18 protein-coding genes are annotated in these 20,755 nt (G+C 71.4%); 4 read left to right on the top strand and 14 right to left on the bottom strand.

Annotation, left to right across the window (positions count from 1 at the left end; all coding sequences use genetic code 11):
- Positions 1 to 263 precede the first annotated feature (263 nt).
- Both AB0H52_RS15355 and AB0H52_RS15360 read left to right on the top strand, forming a co-directional pair.
- Positions 264 to 1,142, top strand: coding sequence for a peptidylprolyl isomerase (locus tag AB0H52_RS15355; protein ID WP_151492082.1), 879 nt, complete (start codon positions 264 to 266; stop codon positions 1,140 to 1,142).
- A gap of 58 nt (positions 1,143 to 1,200) precedes the next feature.
- A complete protein-coding gene (locus AB0H52_RS15360; protein ID WP_151492083.1) occupies positions 1,201 to 2,040 on the top strand; it encodes a peptidylprolyl isomerase in 840 nt (279 codons plus the stop codon).
- A gap of 66 nt (positions 2,041 to 2,106) precedes the next feature.
- On the opposite strand, the gene AB0H52_RS15365 is transcribed toward AB0H52_RS15360, so the two are convergent.
- The 8 genes from AB0H52_RS15365 to ruvC all read right to left on the bottom strand — a co-directional run bounded on the left by AB0H52_RS15365 (position 2,107) and on the right by ruvC (position 11,505).
- Positions 2,107 to 4,596 (bottom strand): bifunctional (p)ppGpp synthetase/guanosine-3',5'-bis(diphosphate) 3'-pyrophosphohydrolase, encoded by a 2,490-nt coding sequence (locus tag AB0H52_RS15365; RefSeq protein WP_192580432.1) that lies wholly within the window; start codon positions 4,594 to 4,596, stop codon positions 2,107 to 2,109.
- Between the two features lie 194 nt (positions 4,597 to 4,790).
- Entirely contained in the window at positions 4,791 to 5,357 is a 567-nt protein-coding gene (locus AB0H52_RS15370) for an adenine phosphoribosyltransferase (RefSeq protein WP_151492085.1), read from the bottom strand.
- Positions 5,358 to 5,456: 99 nt separating this feature from the next.
- Complete coding sequence (gene secF, locus AB0H52_RS15375; RefSeq protein WP_151492086.1) at positions 5,457 to 6,650, bottom strand: protein translocase subunit SecF; 1,194 nt, start codon at positions 6,648 to 6,650, stop codon at positions 5,457 to 5,459.
- 1 nt (position 6,651) lies between these two features.
- On the bottom strand, positions 6,652 to 8,556 hold the full coding sequence (gene secD / locus AB0H52_RS15380; protein ID WP_192580431.1) for a protein translocase subunit SecD: 1,905 nt from the start codon (positions 8,554 to 8,556) through the stop codon (positions 6,652 to 6,654).
- 279 nt (positions 8,557 to 8,835) lie between these two features.
- On the bottom strand, positions 8,836 to 9,192 hold the full coding sequence (gene yajC / locus AB0H52_RS15385) for a preprotein translocase subunit YajC (protein WP_151492087.1): 357 nt from the start codon (positions 9,190 to 9,192) through the stop codon (positions 8,836 to 8,838).
- A gap of 122 nt (positions 9,193 to 9,314) precedes the next feature.
- Positions 9,315 to 10,382, bottom strand: a complete 1,068-nt coding sequence (ruvB, locus tag AB0H52_RS15390) for a Holliday junction branch migration DNA helicase RuvB (protein ID WP_151492088.1) — start codon at positions 10,380 to 10,382, stop codon at positions 9,315 to 9,317.
- The gene (gene ruvA / locus AB0H52_RS15395; protein ID WP_151492089.1) at positions 10,379 to 10,981 is read right to left on the bottom strand and encodes a Holliday junction branch migration protein RuvA; all 603 of its coding nucleotides are present in this window, start codon (positions 10,979 to 10,981) and stop codon (positions 10,379 to 10,381) included. Before ruvA ends, ruvB begins: the two co-directional genes overlap by 4 nt.
- Positions 10,978 to 11,505: a crossover junction endodeoxyribonuclease RuvC gene (ruvC, locus tag AB0H52_RS15400; RefSeq protein ID WP_357947964.1), complete on the bottom strand. Its 528-nt coding sequence runs from the start codon at positions 11,503 to 11,505 to the stop codon at positions 10,978 to 10,980. Before ruvC ends, ruvA begins: the two co-directional genes overlap by 4 nt.
- Before the next feature lie 314 nt (positions 11,506 to 11,819).
- Here ruvC and AB0H52_RS15405 point away from each other — a divergent pair, with 314 nt between their 5' ends.
- Both AB0H52_RS15405 and AB0H52_RS15410 read left to right on the top strand, forming a co-directional pair.
- Positions 11,820 to 12,602, top strand: a complete 783-nt coding sequence (locus AB0H52_RS15405; RefSeq protein WP_151488400.1) for a 3-hydroxybutyrate dehydrogenase — start codon at positions 11,820 to 11,822, stop codon at positions 12,600 to 12,602.
- 14 nt (positions 12,603 to 12,616) lie between these two features.
- On the top strand, positions 12,617 to 14,536 hold the full coding sequence (locus AB0H52_RS15410) for a helix-turn-helix domain-containing protein (protein WP_151488399.1): 1,920 nt from the start codon (positions 12,617 to 12,619) through the stop codon (positions 14,534 to 14,536).
- A gap of 23 nt (positions 14,537 to 14,559) precedes the next feature.
- Here the strand turns inward: AB0H52_RS15410 and AB0H52_RS15415 are convergent, their stop codons facing one another.
- The 6 genes from AB0H52_RS15415 to AB0H52_RS15440 all read right to left on the bottom strand — a co-directional run bounded on the left by AB0H52_RS15415 (position 14,560) and on the right by AB0H52_RS15440 (position 20,729).
- The gene (locus AB0H52_RS15415) at positions 14,560 to 15,168 is read right to left on the bottom strand and encodes a TetR/AcrR family transcriptional regulator (protein WP_151488398.1); all 609 of its coding nucleotides are present in this window, start codon (positions 15,166 to 15,168) and stop codon (positions 14,560 to 14,562) included.
- An 11-nt stretch (positions 15,169 to 15,179) separates the two neighbouring features.
- Positions 15,180 to 16,748: an MFS transporter gene (locus tag AB0H52_RS15420; protein ID WP_151488397.1), complete on the bottom strand. Its 1,569-nt coding sequence runs from the start codon at positions 16,746 to 16,748 to the stop codon at positions 15,180 to 15,182.
- A gap of 142 nt (positions 16,749 to 16,890) precedes the next feature.
- A complete protein-coding gene (locus tag AB0H52_RS15425) occupies positions 16,891 to 17,514 on the bottom strand; it encodes a transcriptional regulator (RefSeq protein ID WP_225854162.1) in 624 nt (207 codons plus the stop codon).
- Between the two features lie 76 nt (positions 17,515 to 17,590).
- Positions 17,591 to 18,604: a branched-chain amino acid ABC transporter permease gene (locus AB0H52_RS15430; RefSeq protein WP_278123163.1), complete on the bottom strand. Its 1,014-nt coding sequence runs from the start codon at positions 18,602 to 18,604 to the stop codon at positions 17,591 to 17,593.
- A complete protein-coding gene (locus AB0H52_RS15435) occupies positions 18,601 to 19,482 on the bottom strand; it encodes a branched-chain amino acid ABC transporter permease (RefSeq protein WP_151488395.1) in 882 nt (293 codons plus the stop codon). Before AB0H52_RS15435 ends, AB0H52_RS15430 begins: the two co-directional genes overlap by 4 nt.
- Positions 19,479 to 20,729 (bottom strand): ABC transporter substrate-binding protein, encoded by a 1,251-nt coding sequence (locus AB0H52_RS15440; RefSeq protein WP_357947969.1) that lies wholly within the window; start codon positions 20,727 to 20,729, stop codon positions 19,479 to 19,481. The genes AB0H52_RS15435 and AB0H52_RS15440 overlap by 4 nt, the downstream gene beginning before the upstream one ends.
- Positions 20,730 to 20,755: the final 26 nt, after the last annotated feature.

Below are 20,755 nucleotides of genomic sequence, written 5' to 3' on the forward strand. Positions count from 1 at the left end.
GCGCTGTCCTTCCGTCGAACTGTCGTCCTGCCCAGCAGCCTAACCGCCCGGCGAACCGGTTTGTCGCGTCCGTCCCGCCGGCCCCGCCGGGCACAGTGACAACTCCCGATAAGCGCTGCTCGTAGCGGGGTGGACCTCGTACACCACATTCCCAGTCGCTAGCCGTACACTCTGGCGGGCGTGTGGCGCGGCACACGTGACGCCCGGACGGGCCGGGACGCCCGGCCGCCGGCGACGACCAGGCAGAGGAAAGGGGAGCACGGGTGGCTTCCAGCAGGGACCGGCAGCGCAAACTGGCGCGGGCCAAGCTCGATCGGCAGTTGGCCCGCCGGGCCGCCGCCACCCGGCGCCGTCGGCAGATCCAGGCCGGTGTCGGCGCCGCCCTGGTCCTCGTGCTGATCGTGGCCGGCTCGGCGTGGGCGCTCGGGGCGTTCGACTCCGACCCGAAGCAGAACACGGCCGCCGAGGACACCTGCCTCTGGACGCCGCAGGACGCGGCGGCCAACACCAACCTCAAGGACGTCGGCACGCCGGAGACCAAGGGCCTGCCCACCGCCGGCACCCGGGCGATGACCGTGACCACCAACCAGGGCGGTCCGATCACCGCCGAGCTCAACCTCACCAGCTCGCCGTGTGCCGCGGCGAGCATCGCCCACCTGGCGAGCCGGTCGTTCTACGACAACACCACCTGTCACGAGATCACCGCCGACGGCGCGCTGCGATGCGGCGACCCCAGCGGCACCGGCCTCGGCGGGCCCACCTACTCGTTCTACGACGAGGACGTGCCGACCGTGCCGTCGGCCTCCCCGTCGGCCAGCCCGGCGCCCGGCCAGCCGCCGACGTACCCCAAGGGGACCGTGGCGATGATCTCCAACCCGCCGGGCAGCAACGGCAGCCAGTTCCTGATCTTCTTCAAGGACTTCACCACCACCGACCCGAAGTTCCCGGTGATCGGCAAGGTCACCGGCGGGCTGGACGTGGTCGAGAAGATCGGCGCCCTGCCGACCGTGGACAATGGGACCGGGGCGAAGGTCAAGCCCAAGACCGACGTGGTGATCCAGAGCCTCACGGTCGGCGAGCCGGCCACCGACGCGGCACCGTCGCCGTCCGGTGCCCCGGCCAGCAGCCCGAGCGCCGGCTGACCGGTCGCACCACCCACCCGAGCGGCACCCGGAAACAGACAGCCAGGAGGATCCAGGCGTGACGTCCACCAGAGAGCGGCAGCGCGCGGCGGCACGCGCCCGGCTCGAGAAGGAGATGGCCGAGCGTGCGGGCAAGGCCCGCAAGCGTCGGCAGACGCAGGCGATCGTCAGCGCGGGCGCCGCGCTGGTGCTCGTGGTCGCCGGCACGGTCTGGCTGGCGATGAGCCTCGGCGGCGACGACGACAAGACCGACACCGCCGCACCGGCGGCCGGCGCGTCCGAGTGCGTCTACAACGAGGTGCCGGCGGACCAGCGGTCGCCGCAGATCAAGGATGTCGGGCTGCCGAGCAACCAGCAGTCCGCCAAGGGTGTGCAAACCATGACGATCACCACCAACCTCGGGCCGATCACGGCCAAGGTCGACCGGTCGCTGGTGCCGTGCACGGCGGGGGCCTTCACGCTCCTCGCGGACAAGAACTTCTTCGACAACACCAAGTGCCACCGCCTGGTGACCCAGGGCATCAACGTGTTGCAGTGCGGTGACCCGAGCGCCACCGGCAAGGGCTGGCGCGACACCGACGGCACGGGTGGCCCGAGCTTCCGGCTGCCCGAGGAGAACCTGCCCACCGACAAGCGCCCGCCGTACCCGGAGGGCGTCATCGCGATGGCCAACTCCGGCCAGCCGGGCAGCACCGGCAGCCAGTTCTTCATCGTCTACGGCGACTCGCCGCTGGACCCCGCGTACACGGTCCTGGGCAGCGTCACCGGCGGCATGGACATCGTCAAGGACGTCGCCAAGGCCGGCGACGACGGGGCGTTCGCCCAGCAGGCCGGCGGTGGTCACCCGAAGAAGGAGGTCGTCATCACCGACCTCACCATGAGCCCGCCGCAGGGCTGAGGCCCCGAGCAACGACGAAGCGCCCGCCGGCTGAGCCGGCGGGCGCTGTCGTGTCCGGGGTACGCGTCAGGCGCCGGAGGTGACCCGGTACGCGTCGAACACGCCGTCGACCTTGCGGACCGTCGCCAGCAGGTGACCCAGGTGCTTCGGGTCGGCCATCTCGAAGCTGAACCGGCTCACCGCCACCCGGTCACGGGTGGTGGTGACGGTGGCGGAGAGGATGTTGACCCGCTCGTCGGAGAGCACCCGGGTGACGTCGGCGAGCAACTTGTGCCGGTCCAGCGCCTCCACCTGGATGGCGACCAGGAACGTCGAGGCGGACGTGAGCTTCCAGCTCACCTCGACCACCCGCTCGGCCTGGGCGCGCAGGTCCTCGGCGTTGGCGCAGTCGTCGCGGTGCACGCTCACCCCGCCGGAGCGGGTGACGAAGCCGAACACCGAGTCCGGTGGGACCGGGGTGCAGCACCGGGCCAGCTTGATCCAGACGTCGCTGACGCCCCGGACCACGACACCGGGGTCGCTGCTGCTCTGCCGGCTGCGCGGCGGCCGGGTGGCGACGGCGGTCTCGGCGATGTCCTCCGCCGCGCCCTCCTCGCCGCCGTACGCGGCCATCAGCTTCTGCACCACCGACTGCGCGGAGACCTGGCTGTCACCGACCGCCGCGTACAGCGACGCCACATCGGCCAGGTGCAGGTCGCGGGCGATCGACATCAACGCGTCGGAGGTGAGCATCCGCTGCAGGGGCATGCCCTGCTTGCGCATCGCCTTGACGATCGCGTCCTTGCCGGCCTCGATCGCCTCCTCGCGCCGCTCCTTGTTGAAGTACTGGCGGATCTTCGTCCGGGCACGGGGGCTCTTGACGAAGCCCAGCCAGTCCTGGGTCGGGCCGGCCGTCTCGGACTTCGACGTGAAGATCTCGATCACGTCGCCGTTGGACAGCGTCGACTCCAGGGGCACCAGCTTGCCGTTGACCCGCGCGCCGATGCACTTGTGCCCGACCTCGGTGTGCACCGCGTACGCGAAGTCGACAGGCGTCGACCCGGTCGGCAGCGGGATGACGTCACCCTTCGGGGTGAAGACGTACACCTCCTGGCTGGACAGGTCGAAGCGCAGCGCGTCGAGGAACTCGCTCGGGTCGGCCGCCTCGCGCTGCCAGTCGAGCAACTGCCGCAGCCAGGTCATCTCGTCGATATGCGCCGGCGGGCCGACGATCTGGGTGCCCTTGTGCTCCTTGTACTTCCAGTGCGCGGCGATGCCGAACTCCGCGGTGCGGTGCATCGCGTACGTGCGGATCTGCATCTCCACCGGCTTGCCGGTGGGCCCGATGACCGTCGTGTGCAACGACTGGTACATGTTGAACTTGGGCATCGCGATGTAGTCCTTGAAGCGGCCCGGCACCGGCTGCCAGTTGGCGTGGATGACTCCCAGCGCCGCGTAGCAGTCGCGCACCGTGTCGACCAGGATCCGCACGCCCACCAGGTCGTAGATGTCGTTGAAGTCGCGACCCCGCACGATCATCTTCTGGTAGATCGAGTAGAGGTGCTTCGGCCGGCCGGTCGTCTCGGCCTTGATCTTGGCGGCCTTGAGGTCGGTGCCGACCTTCTGGGTGACCTGCCGCAACAGCGACTCCCGCTGCGGCTGGTGCTCCCCGATCAGTCGGTTGATCTCCTCGTAGCGCTTCGGGAACAGCGTCCCGAACGCCAGATCCTCCAGCTCCCACTTGATCGTGTTCATACCGAGCCGGTGCGCCAGCGGCGCCAGGATCTCCAGCGTCTCCTTGGCCTTCTGCTCCTGCTTGGGGCGGGGCAGGAAGGTCAGGGTACGCATGTTGTGCAGCCGGTCGGCCAGCTTGATCACCAGCACCCGCGGGTCCTTGGCCATCGCCACGACCATCTTGCGGATCGTCTCGGCCTTCGCCGCGTCGCCCAGCTTGACCTTGTCGAGCTTGGTGACGCCGTCGACCAGCAGGGCGACCTCGCCGCCGAAGTCGGCACGCATCGCGTCGAGCGTGTACTCGGTGTCCTCGATGGTGTCGTGCAGCAGGGCCGCCACCAGCGTGGTGGTGTCCATCCCCAGGTTGCCCAGGATGGTCGCCACGGCCAGGGGGTGCGTGATGTACGGGTCACCGGACTTGCGGTACTGCCCGGAGTGCCACCGCGCGGCCGTGTCGAAGGCGCGCTGGAGCAGCCGCGCGTCGGCCTTCGGGTGGTTTTCCCGGTGGCTCGCGATGAGCGGCTCCAGCACCTCGCTGACCTGCGAGGTCTGCCACGGCGCGTTGAACCGGGCCAGCCGGGCACGGACCCGCCGGCCGGTGGGCGCGTTGGACAGCGCGAAACCACCACTCGGCGACGGGTCGACGCCGGCGTCGGTCGGGAACGGGACCACCACCCCGTCCGCACCGGGGGACGCCTCGACGGCACCGGACTGCAGCGCCGCGCTCTCGCCCGGGGCTCTGCCAGCGCCGCTGCCGTTGCCCGTCACCCCGGCCGACGTGTCACCCGTCCGCTCGGTCACCGAGCCGTCAGCGTCGCCTGTCGGATGCACCGTGCCCTCCACCGGAGGGACGACATCGTGGGACACCGGCCTCCTCACCGCTCGCCGGAAACACACCGGCCGAACATCGGCCGGCCTGGTCTCGCGTCGCCGGACGGGGTACCGCCGGCGTCAGCAAAGGGCAATGCTACCCGCACGGACGGTCCCCTGCCGCTCCGCCGGACGGCCGACGCCCGGCCCGGACGGCGGTACCGGGGTCAAACGGTCAGCAGGGCATGGACGGGACGCGGCGCCAGCCGCTCCCGGCCGCCCAGGAAGCCGAGCTCCAGCAACACCGTGAACCCGGTGACGGTGCCGCCGGCCCGCTCGACCAGGTCCAGTGTCGCCTCGGCGGTGCCGCCGGTGGCGAGCACGTCGTCGACCACCAGGGCCCGGTGCCCGGCGGTGAAGGCGTCCTCGTGCACCTCCAGGGTGGCCTCGCCGTACTCCAGGGCGTAGGAGACCGAGTGCGCCACGCGCGGCAGCTTGCCGGCCTTACGCACCGGCACCACACCCACCCCGGCCGCGTACGCGACGGCCGCCGCGACGACGAACCCCCGCGCCTCGATGCCGACCACGACGTCGAAGCCGTCCCGCCCGTGATACGCGACGATCCCGTCGACCACCTCGCGGAACGCCTTCCCGTCGGCGAACAGCGGCATCAGGTCCTTGAACAGGACGCCGGGCTGGGGAAAGTCGGGCACGTCCAGCACACGGCTGGCGACCAGCCGGGCGGCCTCCGGGCCGCTGTCCCCGCGGGCGGCGGTGCTGTGGGTCTCCGTCACGACTGTCTCGCTTCCCTTCCAACGACGACGGCGTCCGGCAATGCTGCTCGCACAGCATGCCGGACGCCGTTCGGGCGTTTCCTCCCGGGTCAGCCCCGGTCAGCGTCGCTTGGCGCCACCGGGCCGGTTGCCGCCGCCACCGGGGCGACCGCCCCGGGTGCCGGTCTGCCGCTTGCCCGCCGGTCGCGCGCCCACCTTCGGCGCGGCGCCGGCCAGCGCGGCCGCCTCCGGGTCCACGTCCGCGTCGATCGCGTCGGTCGTGGCCGGGCTCGGGGCGCCCTTGGGCGTGACCTCGCCGCGGGCCAACGCGCCCCGGCGGGTCAGCACCCGCTTGTTGTGCGCCTGGATCCGCGGGTCGTAGTTCTTCAGCAGCGCCAGCAGCGGCGTCGCCACCAGGATGGAGGTGAGGAACGCCACCGCCATACCGACGAACAGCACCAGGCCGAGGTCCTTCAGCGTGCCCGCGCCGAGCAGGCCGGCACCGATGAAGAGCAGACCACCGACGGGCAGCAGGGCCACCACGGAGGTGTTCAGCGACCGCATCAGGCTCTGGTTGATCGCCAGGTTGGCCGCCTCGCCGTACGTCTGGTTGTTGTTGGCGGTGATGCCCCGGGTGTTCTCCTGCACCTTGTCGAAGACCACCACCACGTCGTAGAGCGCGAAGCCCAGAATGGTGAGGAAGCCGATGATCGTCGACGGGGTGACCTCGAAGCCGACCAGCGAGTAGATGCCGGCGGTGAGGATCAGGTTCATGAACAGCGAGGAGACGGCGGCGACGGCCATCCGCCACTCGAAGCGCAGGATCAGGTAGACCATCACCAGCGCGATGAAGATGACCAGACCGAGCACGGCCCGCTCGGTGACCTGGCTGCCCCACGCCTCGCTGACCTGGTTGCCGCTGATCTGATCAACGTTGATGCCGAGATCCTCGGCGATCTGCGCCTTGACCGCGTTGGCCTGCTCGACGCTGAGCTGCGGCGTGCGCAGCTCGTACGAGTCGCCACCGGGGCCGCCGATCTTCTGGGTCGTGGCCACCTCGACGCCGGTGTTCTCGGCGGCGAGCGCCGAGTTGACCTCCCGCTCGGCGTCATCGAGGGTGCCGACGCTGGCCGGCACCTGGAACGAGTTGCCGCCGGCGAACTCGATGCCGAGGCTGAAGCCACGGATCGAGAAGCTGAGGATCGCGATCAGGACCAGGACTCCGGCGATGCCGAACCAGAGCTTGCGCCGGCCGACGATGTTGAGACCGGCCTCACCGTTGTAGAGGCGGCTCGCCAGACCGTTTTGAGCCATCTCAGGCCTCCTTGGCGCGCGGGTTGCGGGGCTGAGTCTGCTGGGTGCGGGCCGGAAGCGCCCGGCCCAGACCGCTGACCCGCGGGGACAGGAACGCCCGGGTCCGGGCGAACATCGTCATGATCGGGTGCCGGAAGAGGAACACCACCACGAGGTCCAGCACGGTGGCCAGGCCGAGGGCGAAGGCGAAGCCCTTGACCGTGCCGACCGAGACCACGTAGAGCACGACCGCGGAGAGCAGCGTGATCGCGTTGGCCGAGATGATCGTCCGACGGGCCCGGATCCAGGCACGGGACACCGCGCTACGCGGGCTGCGTCCCTCGCGGATCTCGTCCTTCAACCGTTCGAAGTAGATGACGAACGAGTCCGCCGCCACACCGAGCGAGACGATCATTCCGGCGATGCCGGCGAGGGTGAGCGTGAAGCCGATCTGCCGGCCGAGCACCACCAGCGCGCCGAAGACCAGCAGCGCGGAGAGGATCAGGCTCAGGAAGATCACCGAGCCGAGCAGCCGGTAGTAGAAGAACGCGTAGATGATGACCAGCAGCATGCCGATGCCGGCCGCGAGCAGACCCGCGCGCAGGTGGCTGGCGCCCAGCGTGGCGGTGACGTTCTGCGCCTCCTGCTGCTCGAAGGTCACCGGCAGCGCACCGTAACGGAGCTGGCCGGCGAGGGCGCTGGCGTCCTTCTGGGTGAAGTTGCCGGTGATCTGGGAGTTGCCGGTCAGCACGCCCTGGATCTCCGGGGAGGAGACGATCTCGTTGTCCAGCACGACGGCCACCCGGCACTTGCCGTCCTGACCGAGCGCGGTCGCGTCGCAGGCCTGGCCCTCGTTGTTGAACGCCTCGCGGGTCAGCGCGGTCCACTTGCCCTGGCCGTCGCCGGTGAAGTCGAGGCTGACCACCCAGGCGTTGGTCTGGTCGAGCACGGCGTCGGCGTCGTCCACGTCGGTGCCCAGCACCTTGGCCTGGTCGAGCAGGTACTTGGAGGCGCCGTCCTCGCAGGAGACCACCTGCTGCTTGGCGTCGGAGATCGACGCCGGGGGACGCTTGTCGAGCTGCGCGCAGGTGATCATCGGCACGTTGAACTGCATCTGCGCCGGCAGCACGGCCACCTCTTGCGGCGTCAACGCGCCGAACGGCTTGAGCTTGTCGGCGAGCGACGGGTCGGACGCCAGGTCGGCCGGAGCCTGCAAACCGTTGGCGGCCTGCCACGACGCGGCGCCGACCTTCTGCTCGACGGCCTTGCGCTGCTGCTCGATGCTGGCCGGCACCGGCTCGGCGCTGGCGCTCGGCGACGGCGCGGCGGCGCTCGGCGAGGTCGACGGGGTCGGGGTCGGGGTGGCGCTGGGCGACGCCGGGGCCATGCCGCCCTGGCCGCCGCTGGGCGACGCGGTCGCCTTCGGCGCGGCGCCGGACGGGGTCGGCGACGCGGCGCCGGACGGGGTCGGGTTGGCGCTGCCCGACGGGGCCGGCGTGGCGGCCGGCGGCGCGGCGGCCGCGCCGCTGCCGTCGGCGGCCTTGAGCACCTTGCGGAAGCGCAGCTCGGCGGCGCTGCCCACGTCGGTCAGATCCCGGTTCTCACCGGGCAGGGAGATGACGATGTTCCGGTTGCCCTCGGTGACCACCTCGGCCTCGGCCACGCCGAACGCGTTGACCCGGCTCTCGATGATCTGGCGGGCCTCCTCGAGGTTGTCCGCGGTCGGTGGCTTGCCGTCGACGGAGTTGGTCGCCTCCAGCGTCACCCGGGTGCCGCCGATCAGGTCCAGGCCGAGCCGTGGCTCGAGCCGGTCCTTCAAGCTGCCGCTGGCGCCGGAGAAGAACACCAAAAGATAAAGGACCACGAAGATGAACCCGAGCACGGCGAGCTGCCGCCCGGGGCGCATCTGTCCCTGAGGTGGTGCCACGGCTGTCCTGTCTCCCTGTACGGTCGCGCCGCTGTGCGCAGCGGCGGCGGTGTCGGGCCGGGGGTCCCGGCCGACGGGTCTGACCTGGGTCGGCGGGGCGCCGACACGGCTGGCCGGACGCGCCGACGGGACGCCGACGGTCACGGGAACGTGCCGACGCCCGGCGTCGACCCAACTATCCAGTTTTCACGTCTCGTCCGCTCCCCCGTCGGGCGCGGTGCCCCCTGGGAGAATGCTCGACCGGCCGTACGCCGGACCGCACCACCCCGGGAGGGAGGGTCACTCCTTGATGGTGTCCGCGTCCCCGAGGGCCGGCTCGCTCGGCAGCTCCGCGCGGGTGACCACCCGGGCGATGGCGGGCCGGGCGTAGCGCGTCTGCACGCCGGGGGCGACCTCGATCAGGACGGTATCGTCCTCGATGCCGGTCACCGTCCCGTAGAGCCCGCCGATGGTGACGACCTCGTCGCCGGGGCCGAGCGCGGACTGCATCGCCTCCGCCTCGCGGCGGCGCTTCTGCTGGGGTCGGATCATCATGAAGTACATGACACCGAAGAGCAGGGCGATCATCAGGATCGGCGTGAAACCGCCGGCCCCGCCACCCGCTGCTGCGTATCGCACGGTTACTGACCTTCCCATTGGCCACCTGTCCGGCACGGGGAGTGCCGGAGCGGAGGCGGAATCTCACGTCCTGTACAGACCGCGGCGAAGTCTAATCCCTGCACCTGAGAACACCGAATGCGGCACAGATCACGTTCACATCACGGCTGATCGGTGTCCAACGAGAACAGATCGGGCGCGGGAGGGACATCTACACCAAATGTACCATTCGGTGGAGTTCGCCCCAGATGCCGCCAAGCCGCCTCGGTGGCCACCCGCCCCCTCGGCGTCCGTGCCAGCAGGCCAGCCCGGACCAGGAACGGCTCGCAGACCTCCTCCACCGTGTCCGGCTGCTCCCCCACCGCCACGGCAAGCGTCGACAACCCCACCGGGCCACCCCGGAACGAGTCGACAAGCGCGGTCAGCACCGCCCGGTCCAGCCGGTCCAGGCCCAGCGCGTCCACGTCGTACACCAGCAGGGCGGCACGGGCGGTCTTCAGGGTGACCACGCCGTCGGCCCGGACCTCGGCGTAGTCGCGGACCCGGCGCAGCAGCCGGTTGGCGATCCGCGGGGTGCCCCGGGACCGGCCCGCGATCTCGGACGCGCCGTCGGCGGTGATCGGCACACCCAGGATCCGGGCCGAACGGTGCAGCAGCGTCTCCAGGTCGGCCGGGGCGTAGAAGTCCAGGTGCGCGACGAAACCGAACCGGTCCCGCATCGGCCCGGTCAGCAGACCCGAGCGGGTCGTCGCCCCGACCAGGGTGAACGGCTCGACGTCCAACGGGATCGCGGTAGCGCCCGGACCCTTGCCGACCACCACGTCGACCCGGAAGTCCTCCATCGCGCTGTACAACAGCTCCTCGGCCGGGCGCGCGATCCGGTGAATCTCGTCGATGAAGAGCACGTCGCCCTCGGCCAGGCTGGTCAGGATCGCGGCCAGGTCACCCGAGCGTTCGATCGCCGGGCCGCTGGTCACCCGGATGCCCGCACCCAGCTCGGCGGCGACGATGTTCGCCAGACTCGTCTTGCCCAGGCCCGGTGGACCGGAGAGCAGGATGTGGTCCGGCGGCGAACCCCGCCGCATCGCGCCCTGCAACAACAGGTCGAGCTGGTCACGCACCCGATCCTGGGCGATGAACTCGGACAGCCGCTTCGGCCGTACCGTGGCCTCCGCATCCAGATCCGCGTCGCTCACGTACGCCGAGACGAGGCCGTCGGTCTCGCTCATCGGGTACGGCCCAGCAGGCGGATGGCCTGCTTGAGCAGGACCGGCACGGGCGGTGTCGGACCGTCGATGGTCTCCGCGACGGCGGCCACCGCCTGGTCGGCCTGAGCGGCCGTCCAGCCCAGCCCGACCAGCGCCTGGCGGACCTGCTCGGACCAGCCGCCGCCGGTCACCCCGGCCACGCCGTCGGCACCGATCGGCACCGGGCCGATCCGGTCGCGCAGCTCCAGCACCAGGCGCTCGGCGCCCTTCTTGCCGATCCCGGGCACCCGGGTCAACGCGGCCGTGTCGGCGTTGGCGATCGCCTTGCGGACCGCGTCCGGGGTGTGCACCGCCAGCACCGCCTGGGCCAGCCGGGGGCCGACCCCACTGGCGGTCTGGAGCAGCTCGAACAGCGCCTTGGCGTCGTCGTCGGCGAAGCCGTACAGGGTCAGCGAGTCTTCCCGGACGATCAGGCTGGTGGCGAGTCGCGCGGTCTGACCGACCCGCAGCTCGGCGAGCGTCCCGGGCGCGCAGTGCACGGCCAGGCCCACCCCGCCGACCTCGATCACCGCCTGGTCCGGACCCGTCGCGGTCACCGTGCCACGCACGCTGGCGATCATCGCGTTCCTCCTCGTCGTGCCCGGTCGGCCGCCGCCGCCAGCTTGGAGCGCGTCCCGCCGCGCCACACGTGGCAGATGGCCAGAGCGAGCGCGTCCGCGGCGTCGGCCGGCTTCGGCGGCTCGGCCAGCCGCAGCAGTCGCGTCACCATCGCGGCCATCTGCGCCTTGTCGGCCTGACCGGACCCGGTCACGGCCGCCTTCACCTCACTCGGGGTGTACGTCTGCACGGGCAACCCGGCGCGCGCTCCAGCCAGCACGGCGATGCCACTGGCCTGCGCAGTGCCCATCACCGTACGCACGTTGTGCTGGCTGAACACCCGCTCGACGGCGACACTCTCCGGCTGGTGCTCGGCGACCAGCTTGCCGAGCGACCGGTCCAGGTGCAGCAGGCGCAGGGCCAGGTCGTCCGCCGGGTCGGTGTAGACCACGTAGTAGGCGACCAGGGTGCAGGACCGGCCGGGGACGCCCTCGACCACGCCCACCCCACACCGGGTCAAGCCCGGGTCGACTCCGAGCACGCGCACGCCGCCCCCTCCCCAACCCTCAGCAGTACGTGTGTTCGACACCCTAACCGTCGGCCTTCCCACCAGCCCCACGGGACACGCCCCCCGCGCCCTCGCGCCCGGGCGTCGGGGGCCGACAGCTGGCAAGGTCATGCTCGAACCAGGATGTAGTGGCCACGAAGCGCCGGTAAGCCACTACATCCTGGATGTAGCACGATCTTGCAGGGCGCGAGGCGCGGCGGGGCCGCGGGGCGGGCGGGCCACACAGCTTTGGTACGGAGTATGTGTCGCCGGCCCATGTGCCGGAGAGCACACAGCTCGTAACTTCTTGCGCCATGACGGCAGAACCCGTGGCGGTCCCCCACGTCGTACAGGTCGACCTCGCCGGTCGCACCGCCCTGGTCACCGGGGGCGGCAGCGGCATCGGGCGGGCGTGCGCGCTGCGGCTGGGCGCGGCCGGCGCCAAGGTGCTCGTGGTGGACCGCAACCTGGATGCGGCCAAGGCGGTGGCCGCCGAGGCCGGCGGTCGGGCCGAGGGGGTGGATCTGGCGGACCCCGCCGCGGTGGACCGACTCGACGTGGACGTGGACATCGTGGTCAACAACGCCGGGCTCCAGCACGTCGCCCCGCTGCAGGACTTCCCCGTCGAACGCTTCGAGTACATCCAGCGGGTGATGGTCGAGGCGCCGTTCCTGCTGATCCGTCGCGCGCTGCCGCACATGTACGCCCGCGGCTGGGGCCGGATCGTCAACATCTCCTCGGTGCACGGGCTGCGCGCCTCGCCGTACAAGGCGGCGTACGTGTCGGCCAAGCACGCCCTGGAGGGGCTGTCGAAGGTGGTGGCGTTGGAGGGCGCCGCGCACGGGGTGACCGCGAACTGCATCAACCCGGCGTACGTGCGGACGGCGCTGGTGGAGAGCCAGATCGCCGATCAGGCGGCCAGCCACGGCATCGACGAGGCCGAGGTGGTCGAGAAGATCATGCTGGCCCGGGCCGCGATCAAGCGGCTGATCGAGCCGGACGAGGTGGCGGAGCTTCTGGCGTACCTCTGTTCGCCGCCGGCGGCCTTCATCACCGGCGCGTCGATCGCCCTCGACGGGGGCTGGACGGCCAACTAGTGCGCCCGAGCACAATGTCGACCATGTCGTCGCCGGTGGAGTTCCTGGAGCTGCTCGCCCGTGAGGCCGCTCCGGTCGAGTTCGAGGGACCGTTGGTGGCCGCGCGGGCCGCCGGGGTGTCCGCCGACCGGCTGGCCGAGCTGGAGCAGGCCAAGGCCGTGGCGCTGCGGGTCCGCGCGTTGCTGGAGCGCCGCCGCCGCCGGGAGACCGAGCTGTCCGGCCTGTACGACACGGTCAGCGATCTGGCCGGGCTGCGCGACCTGGACGACGTGTTGCGGGCGATCGTGCACCGGGCCCGCAACCTGCTCAGCGCCGACGTGGCCTACATGACGCTCAACGACGACGAGCGTGGCGACACCTACATGCGGGTGACCGACGGGTCGGTCTCGGCCCGCTTCCAGCGGCTGCGGCTGCCGATGGGCGCGGGCCTGGGTGGTCTGGTGGCGCAGTCCGGCGCCCCGTACGTCACGGCGAACTACGGCGAGGACGAGCGCTTCCACCACACCGGGGAGATCGACGCCGGGGTCGGCGAGGAGGGCCTGGTGGCGATCCTCGGGGTGCCGCTGCGGCTCGGGTCCACCTCGATCGGAGTGCTCTACGCGGCCAACCGCTCCGCCCGACCGTTCGCCCGGGAGGAGGTGGCGCTGCTGGTGTCCCTCGCCGCGCACGCCGCGGTGGCGATCGACACCGCCCGGTTGCTGGCCGAGACGCGTTCGGCGCTGGCCGAGCTGTCGGCGGCGAACACCACCATCCGGGCGCACAGCAGCTCGGTGGAGCGGGCCGCGGCGGCCCACGACCGGATGACCGCGCTGGTGCTGCGGGGCGGCGGGGTGGAGGACGTGGCCGCCGCGGTGACCGAGGTGCTGGGCGGGGCGCTGCTGGCGTTGGACGCCGAGGGGCGGCTGCTGGCCCGGGTGGGTGAGATCAACGAGCCGGATCGGACGGACATCGTCGAGGCGGTGGCCGCCTCGCGTACCGAGGGGCGCAGCGTGCGCCGCGGTCCACTGTGGTACGCGGCGGTGGTGGCGGGCGCGGAGAACCTGGGTGCCCTGGTGCTGCGCCCGGACGACGAGTTGGTCGACGCCGACCAGCGGATCCTGGAGCGGGCGGCGCTGGTGACCGCGCTGCTGCTGCTGTTCCGGCGGACCGTGGCGGAGGCGGAGGGTCGGGTCCGCGGCGAGCTGTTGGACGACCTGATCGCCCGGCCGTTGCGCGACACCGACGCGTTGCGCAGCCGGGCGCGCCGGCTCGGGGTGGACCTGGACGCACCGCACGTGCTGGTGGCGGTGGACGACGACGCGATCGCGGCGACGGGCTCGGCCCGGCAGCGGGTGCTGTCGTGGGCCACCACGTACGCCTCGGCGCGGGGTGGGCTGGCGGCGGCGCGCGACGGTCGGGTCGTCCTGATGCTGCCCGGCCAGGACGCCGGTGGCAGCGCCCGGGCAGTGGCCCGGGACCTGTCCCGGGTGACCGGCCGCCCGGTGACCGCCGGTGCGAGCGGACCGGCCACCGGGCCGACGGCGCTGGCCGGCACGTTCCACGAGGCGGACCGGTGCCTCACCGCGCTCGGGGCGCTGGGGCGGGCCGGTCAGGGGGCGAGCACCGCGGAGCTGGGCTTCGTCGGGTTGCTGCTGGGCACGGTGGGTGACCGGGGTGAGAAGGACGTGACCCAGTTCCTCACCGCCACGGTGGGGCCGGTGGTCGACTACGACGCCCGGCGCGGGACGGCGCTGGTCAAGACCCTGGAGGCGTATTTCGGGGTGGGCGGCAGCCTGGCCCGGGCCGCCGAGCAGCTGCACGTGCACGTCAACACGGTGACCCAGCGGTTGGAGCGGGTCGGGCAGCTGCTCGGCGCGGACTGGCAGCGGCCGGAGCGGGCGCTGGAGGTGCAGTTGGCGCTGCGCCTGCACCGCCTGCGCGCCCCGGCGGGCTGACCCACCGGGGCGGCGCGGGCCGGTCAGCGGGCGCGGATGCCGTCCAGGACGGCGTCGACGACCTGCGCCGGCAGGGTCTTCGCGTCCAGCTCCGGGTTCCACTGCAGCACCCGTTGGATCAGCATCGGGCCGGTGAGCAGCGCCATGGTGACCTCCACGTCGATGTCGGGCCGGAGCAGGCCCTCGTCGACGCCACGCCGCAGCACCTCGCGCATCAGCTGCCGACGCGGGGAGATGATGTTCTGGTAGAGCCGGAAGTGGTCCGGACTGCGGTTCACCTCGGGCACCAGACACGGCATGATCTTGGATGCGCGCGGGTCGACGTTCTTGCCGACCGCGCCGACCAGCAGGATCAGGTCGTCGCGGACCGAGTGCCCCTCGGGCTGCGCCATGATGCCCTTGAGCCGGCGCAGCGCGTCCAGCAGTAGTGCTTCCTTACCGGCCCAGCGGCGGTAGATGGTGGCCTTGCCGACTCCGGCGCGGGCGGCGATCGCCTCGATCGAGAGCGCCTCGATGGTGCTGCCCTCGGCGAGCAGGTCGAGGGTGGCCTCGATGATCGCCTCATCGGCGCGGACGCTCCGCGGTCGCCCGGGCGACCGCGGAGCGTCGGCAGTGGACGTCATGTCCGACATTGTCGCCGAACCTAGGCCGTGCCGGCCAACTCGGGCTCGGTGGCGGGTGCCGCCGAAGCCGGAGCCAGGGCCTCGCGACCCGGCATCCACCGCAGCACCACCAGCATCCCGAGCGCCGCGACCACCGCGGACAGGGCCGCCGCCCAGTGCATGGCGGTGACGAAGGCGTCGTTGGCCGCCGAGATCAGCGTCGGCGCCGCCGGACCGAGCTGCCCGGCCGCCGCGTACGCCCCGGAGATGGACTCGTCGGCCGCGTCACGAGCCTGTGCGGGCAGGCCGGTCAGCGCGTCGCCGATGTCACTGCGGTAGACCGCGGAGAGCACCGAGCCGAGGACCGCCACGCCGAGCGCGCCGGCCACCTGGCGGACGGTGTTGCTCACCGCGGAGCCCACGCCGGCCTTCTCGCGGGGCAGCGCCGACATGATCGACTCAGTGGCCGGCGGCATGATGTTGGCCATTCCGACGCCCTGGATGAAGAAGACGACGAGCACGACCCAGATCGGGGTGGACGCGCCGATGAAGGCGAACGCGGCCAGCGCCACCACGGTCAGCCCCAGCCCGACGGCGGCGACCGCCCGACCGCCGTGGCGGCGGACCATCGCGGCGCTGCGCGGCGCGAAGATCAGCTGGGCGCCGGCGAAGGGCAGGAAGAGCAGGCCGGTCTGCAGCGGGCTGTAGTCGCGCACCAGCTGCAGGTAGAACGAGCTGAAGAACATCACGCCCATCGCGGCGAAGAACACCAGGCCGACGATCGCCACCGGCGCGGCGAAGCGCGGCACCTTGAACAGCCGGACGTCCAGCGACGGGTGGTCGGAGCGGAGCTCGTGCCGCACGAACCAGGCCAGCACCGCGATGCCCACCAGGATCGAGCCCCAGGCCACCGGACGGTCGAAGCCGTGCTCACCACCGTCGATGATGCCGTAGGAGAGAGCCACCAGGCCGACCACGGAGAGCAGGACGCCGAGCAGGTCGACGCGGCCGGGGCGCGGGTCACGCGACTCGGGGACCAGCAGTGCCACCAGGACCACGCCGGCGACGACCACCGGGACGTTGATCAGGAAGACCGAGCCCCACCAGAAGTGCTCCAGCAGCGTGCCGCCGAGGATCGGGCCGATCGCCACGGCCAGGCCGACCGCTCCGGCCCAGACGCCGATGGCCCGGCCGCGCTCGCGCGGGTCGAACACGTTGGAGATGATCGAGAGCGTCACCGGCATGATGGCCGCGCCGCCGACCCCCATCAGGGCGCGGGCCGCGATGAGCTGCGCGGGGCTGTCGGCGTACGCGGAGAGCAGTGACGCCAGGCCGAACAGCGCCAGCCCGATCATCAGGAAGCGCTTGCGGCCGGCGCGGTCGCCGAGCACCCCGAAGGTGAACAGCAGTCCGGCGAAGACCAGCGTGTAGGAGTTGATGGACCACTCCAGCTCGCCCTGGCTGGCACCGAGGCCGTGCACCGGGTCGGCCAGGGTGCGTAGGGCGACGTTGAGGATCGTGTTGTCGAGGACGACCACGAGGAGGCTGATCACCAGCACCCCCAGGATCGCCCACCTCCTCGGGTGTCCCGTGTTGTCGTGCAGTTCCATGCCCGGTTCTCCCCCCCGGTTTCACCCGCCACAGAATTCGAGACGGGCCAGACTCGTAACTGCGAACAGACTACGGGCGGCATTAACGATACGGAACCGATCCGTATCGCATGTGGTGGGCGTCACTCCCCGTACGGCGGGTTCAGCGGGCGGCCAGGCAGGCGTCGACGGCGGCCGGCAGCGTGCCCAGGTGGCTCGCCGGAACGCCGAGCGGCTCGATCCAGCCCGGCCCGGCGCCGTACACCCGCAGGGACGGAAAGTCCCGGGCGAACCGCACCAGGCGGTACGCGCGGCCGGTGACCGGCGTCTGCGACCAGAGCACGACGGTGTGCGGCCGGGCCCTGCGCACCGCGCTGGCCAACGCCGACCAGGGCAGCGCGGGGCCGAGGTGCAGACAGCCGCGTCCCTGCTCCCGCAGCGCCGCGGCGAGCGCGTGCAGGCCGAGAGCGTGCGCCTCCATCTCGGCGCCGGCGAGCAGGACCCCGCCGGTGGGCAGCGACCGGCCCGGCTCCCGGCGGTGCACGTCCAATCCGACCCGGACGCCCTCGCACAGGGCGCGCTCGATGGCGATCTCGGTGGCGCTACGCCCGGACAGCCGGCCCAGCAGCGGTTGGCAGACCCGCTCCCACACGGCCGGCACGCCCCACTCGTCGGCCAGTTCCAGCATCAGCGTGGCGACACGGTTACCGTCCAGGTCCTCGGCCGCCAGGCGGACCCGCTTGTGCGCGGTCTCCACGGCCTCGGCCGGCATCGGATCGGTCAGCACAGACGTACCCCCGGGTAGACGGTCTCTACCCGGGGGTTCGCTCCGACGGCGCGCGGCGGATGCGCCCGCGCCGGATTTACCGGCGGCGGGCCGCCAGCCGCTGCGCCAGCGTGGCGGCGCTGCCCCAGATGCCGCGCCGGAACAGCACCACCACGAGGACGAAGATGCCGCCGGTGACCAGGCCGATCGCCTCGAACCCGGAGAACGACAACCAGTCCTCCAGGCGCACGACGATGGCGGCGCCGAGCACCCCGCCCCAGAGGGTGCCGATCCCACCGAGCACCACCACGATGACGGCCTTGCCGGAGGTGGTCCAGTGCAGCACGTCCAGCGAGACGAAGCGGTGGCCGACCGCGAACAGCCCACCGCCGAGGCCGGCGATGAAACCGGAGAGGACGAACGCGGTCAGCTTGTAGCGGTGCACCGGATAGCCCAGCGCCCGGGCCCGGGCCGGGTTGTCCCGGATGCCGACCAGCACCCGGCCGAACGGCGAGTGCACGATCCGCCAGGCCGCGGCCAGCCCGAGCAGCACGATCGGCAGGATCGCGTAGTAGAAGTAGTAGTCGTCGGTGAGATCGGCGCCGAAGAACTCGCGGGGCACGCCCTGCAGCCCGTTCTCGCCCTGCGTGACCGACCGCCACTCGTTGGCGACGTAGTAGACCATCTGCGCGAAGGCCAGGGTCACCATCGCGAAGTAGATGCCGGTCCGCTTGACCGCCAGGTACCCGATCGGCACGGCGAGGACGGCCGCGGCGAGCGCCCCGGCCAGCACGGCGAGCGGGAACGGCAGGCCGGCGTGGATGGCCACCAACCCGGTGACGTACGCCGAGGTGCCCCAGAACGCGGCGTGCCCGAACGACATCAACCCGGTGAAGCCCAGCAGCAGGTCCACCGCCACGGCGAACAACGCCCAGCAGAGGATGTCCACCGCCACCGCCGGGTAGAGGCCGTTGGGCAGCCACGCCGCGACGGCCAGCCCGACGGCGAGCAGCGCGTAGCGCACCCAGCCGGGGGCGCGGGCGACGGCGACCAGCCCGGACGGCGGGGCCGGGCGGGACGCGTCGGCGGGCGTGTCCACGGTACTGGTCATGCCGGCGCCTCCTCCCGGCCGAACAGCCCGGCCGGACGCCAGAGCAGCACACCGGCCATCACGATGAAGACGATCGTCTGCGACACGATCGGGAAGTGCGACAGGTACGCCTCGCCCCACGCCTGCACCAGGCCGATGCCGAAGCCGGCGGCGACCGAACCGAAGATCGAGCCCAGCCCACCGATCACCACCACCGCGAAGACCACGATGATCAGGTCGGCGCCCATCAGCGGGTTGACCGCGCGCATCGGCGCGGCCAGCACCCCGGCCAGGCCGGCCAGCCCGATGCCGAAGCCGAAGACCGGGGTGACCCAGCGCCCGACGTCGATGCCGAACGCGCGGGTCAGATCCGGCCGCTCGGTGGACGCGCGGACCACCATGCCGATCCGGGTCCGGGTGAGCACCCACCACACCGCGACGCAGAGCAGCACCGCGAAGCCGAGGATGAACACCCGGTAGGTCGGGAAGTCGAACAACCCGAAGTTCACCGTCCCACTCAAGCCCGACGGGGTGGCGTACGGGCTGGACTGCACGCCGTAGCGCAGCTTCACGAGGTCCTGCAGGATCAGCGTCAGGCCGAAGGTGAGCAGGAAGTTGTAGAGCGGATCCAGCTTGGTCAGCCGGTGGATCACGGCCCGTTCGAGCGCCATGCCGAGCAGACCCAGCCCCACCGGCATGATCACCAGGGCCGCCCAGAACGGCACACCCGCCTCGGTGAGCAGCACGTACGCCCCGAAGGCGCCAAGCATGTAGAACGCGCCGTGCGCGAAGTTGACCACCCGCAGCATGCCGAAGATGACCGCGAGCCCGAGGGCGAGCAGGGCGTAGAACGCCCCGCTCACCAGCCCGTTGAACGTGTTCTGCGCGAAACCACTCATAGCTTGCAGTCCGCGGACGGCGCGCGGAACGCCTCCGCGGCGGGGATGGTCTTGAGCACCTTCACGTAGTCCCACGGCTCGGTGACCTCGGACTGCGGCTTCACCTGGGCCAGGTACGCGTCGTGCACCACCCGGTGGTCCGCTGCGCGGATCGTGCCATTGCGCAGGAAGACGTCCTCGACCGTCTTGCCCTCCAGGCCCTTGACCACGGCGTCCGCGTCGTCGGTGCCGGCGGCCTGCACCGCCTCCAGGTACTGCAACGCCGCCGAGTAGTTGGCCGCGTGCGCGAACGTCGGCCGGGTGCCGGCCTTCTGCTGGAACCGGTCGGCGAACTCCCGGTTCTTCGCGTCGAAGTTCCAGTACCAGGCGTCGGTGTACGTGGTGCCGGCCAGCGCCGCCGGGGTGAGCGAGTGAATGTCGGTGAGGAACATCAGCCCCACCGCCAGGCCGACGCCCTTGTCGCGCAGCTTGAACTCGTTGTACTGCTTGACCACGTTGACCAGTTCCGCGCCGGCCTGCATGGTGCCCAGCACGTCCGGCTTCGGGTTCAGCGTCGGCACCTTGAGCAGGAAGGTGGAGAAGTCGCCGCTGGTGTTCGGGAACGGCGCGCCGTCCTTGCCGACGACCTTGCCGCCGGCCGCCGTGATCGCGGTGGAGAAGCTCTTCTCCATGTCCTGACCGAAGGCGTAGTTCGGGTACAGGATGTACCAGTTCTTGCCGATCTGCTCGGTGGTGGTCTTCCCCGTGCCGTTGGCCAGCATGTACGTGTCGTACGCGTAGTGGAAGGTGTACCTGTTGCAGCTCTTGCCGGTCAGGTCGGTGGTCGCCGCGCCGATGTTGAAGTAGAGCTTCTTCTTCTCCTTCGCCACGTCGGCGACCTTCAGCGCCGCCGACGAGGTGGGCACGTCGAGGATCAGGTCGACGCCCTTACGGTCGTACATCTCCTGGGCCTTGGAGTTCGCCACGTCCGGCTTGTTCTGGTGGTCGGCGGTCTCCACGGTGATGTCCTTGGTCACCGCCTTGTCGCCGTACTTCGCGGTGAAGTCGGCGATGGCCATCTCCACCGCCGTCACCGAGTTCTTACCGGACAACTCCGAGTACGCCCCGGACTGGTCGTTGAGCACGCCCAGCACGATCTTGTCGCCGGTCAGTTTCCCCTCGCCGCCCGACTGGGGGCCACCGCCGCCGCAACCGGCGACCAGCACCACCGCGGCCGACGCCGCGGCCACACCCACCGTCCTGCGCATGCCCACTCCATCCATCCCACGCGTCG

The sequence above is a fragment of the Micromonospora sp. NPDC050695 genome, from assembly GCF_040654415.1.
Lineage (GTDB): Bacteria > Actinomycetota > Actinomycetes > Mycobacteriales > Micromonosporaceae > Micromonospora.

Coding starts and splice junctions, on each gene's coding strand:
- secF (WP_151492086.1), bottom strand. CDS start 6,650: ATGGCTCAAAACGGTCTGGCGAGCCGCCTCTACAACGGTGAGGCCGGT.
- yajC (WP_151492087.1), bottom strand. CDS start 9,192: ATGGGAAGGTCAGTAACCGTGCGATACGCAGCAGCGGGTGGCGGGGCC.
- ruvB (WP_151492088.1), bottom strand. CDS start 10,382: ATGAGCGAGACCGACGGCCTCGTCTCGGCGTACGTGAGCGACGCGGAT.
- ruvA (WP_151492089.1), bottom strand. CDS start 10,981: ATGATCGCCAGCGTGCGTGGCACGGTGACCGCGACGGGTCCGGACCAG.
- AB0H52_RS15405 (WP_151488400.1), top strand. CDS start 11,820: ATGACGGCAGAACCCGTGGCGGTCCCCCACGTCGTACAGGTCGACCTC.
- AB0H52_RS15410 (WP_151488399.1), top strand. CDS start 12,617: ATGTCGACCATGTCGTCGCCGGTGGAGTTCCTGGAGCTGCTCGCCCGT.
- AB0H52_RS15415 (WP_151488398.1), bottom strand. CDS start 15,168: ATGTCGGACATGACGTCCACTGCCGACGCTCCGCGGTCGCCCGGGCGA.
- AB0H52_RS15420 (WP_151488397.1), bottom strand. CDS start 16,748: ATGGAACTGCACGACAACACGGGACACCCGAGGAGGTGGGCGATCCTG.
- AB0H52_RS15430 (WP_278123163.1), bottom strand. CDS start 18,604: ATGACCAGTACCGTGGACACGCCCGCCGACGCGTCCCGCCCGGCCCCG.
- AB0H52_RS15435 (WP_151488395.1), bottom strand. CDS start 19,482: ATGAGTGGTTTCGCGCAGAACACGTTCAACGGGCTGGTGAGCGGGGCG.
- AB0H52_RS15440 (WP_357947969.1), bottom strand. CDS start 20,729: ATGCGCAGGACGGTGGGTGTGGCCGCGGCGTCGGCCGCGGTGGTGCTG.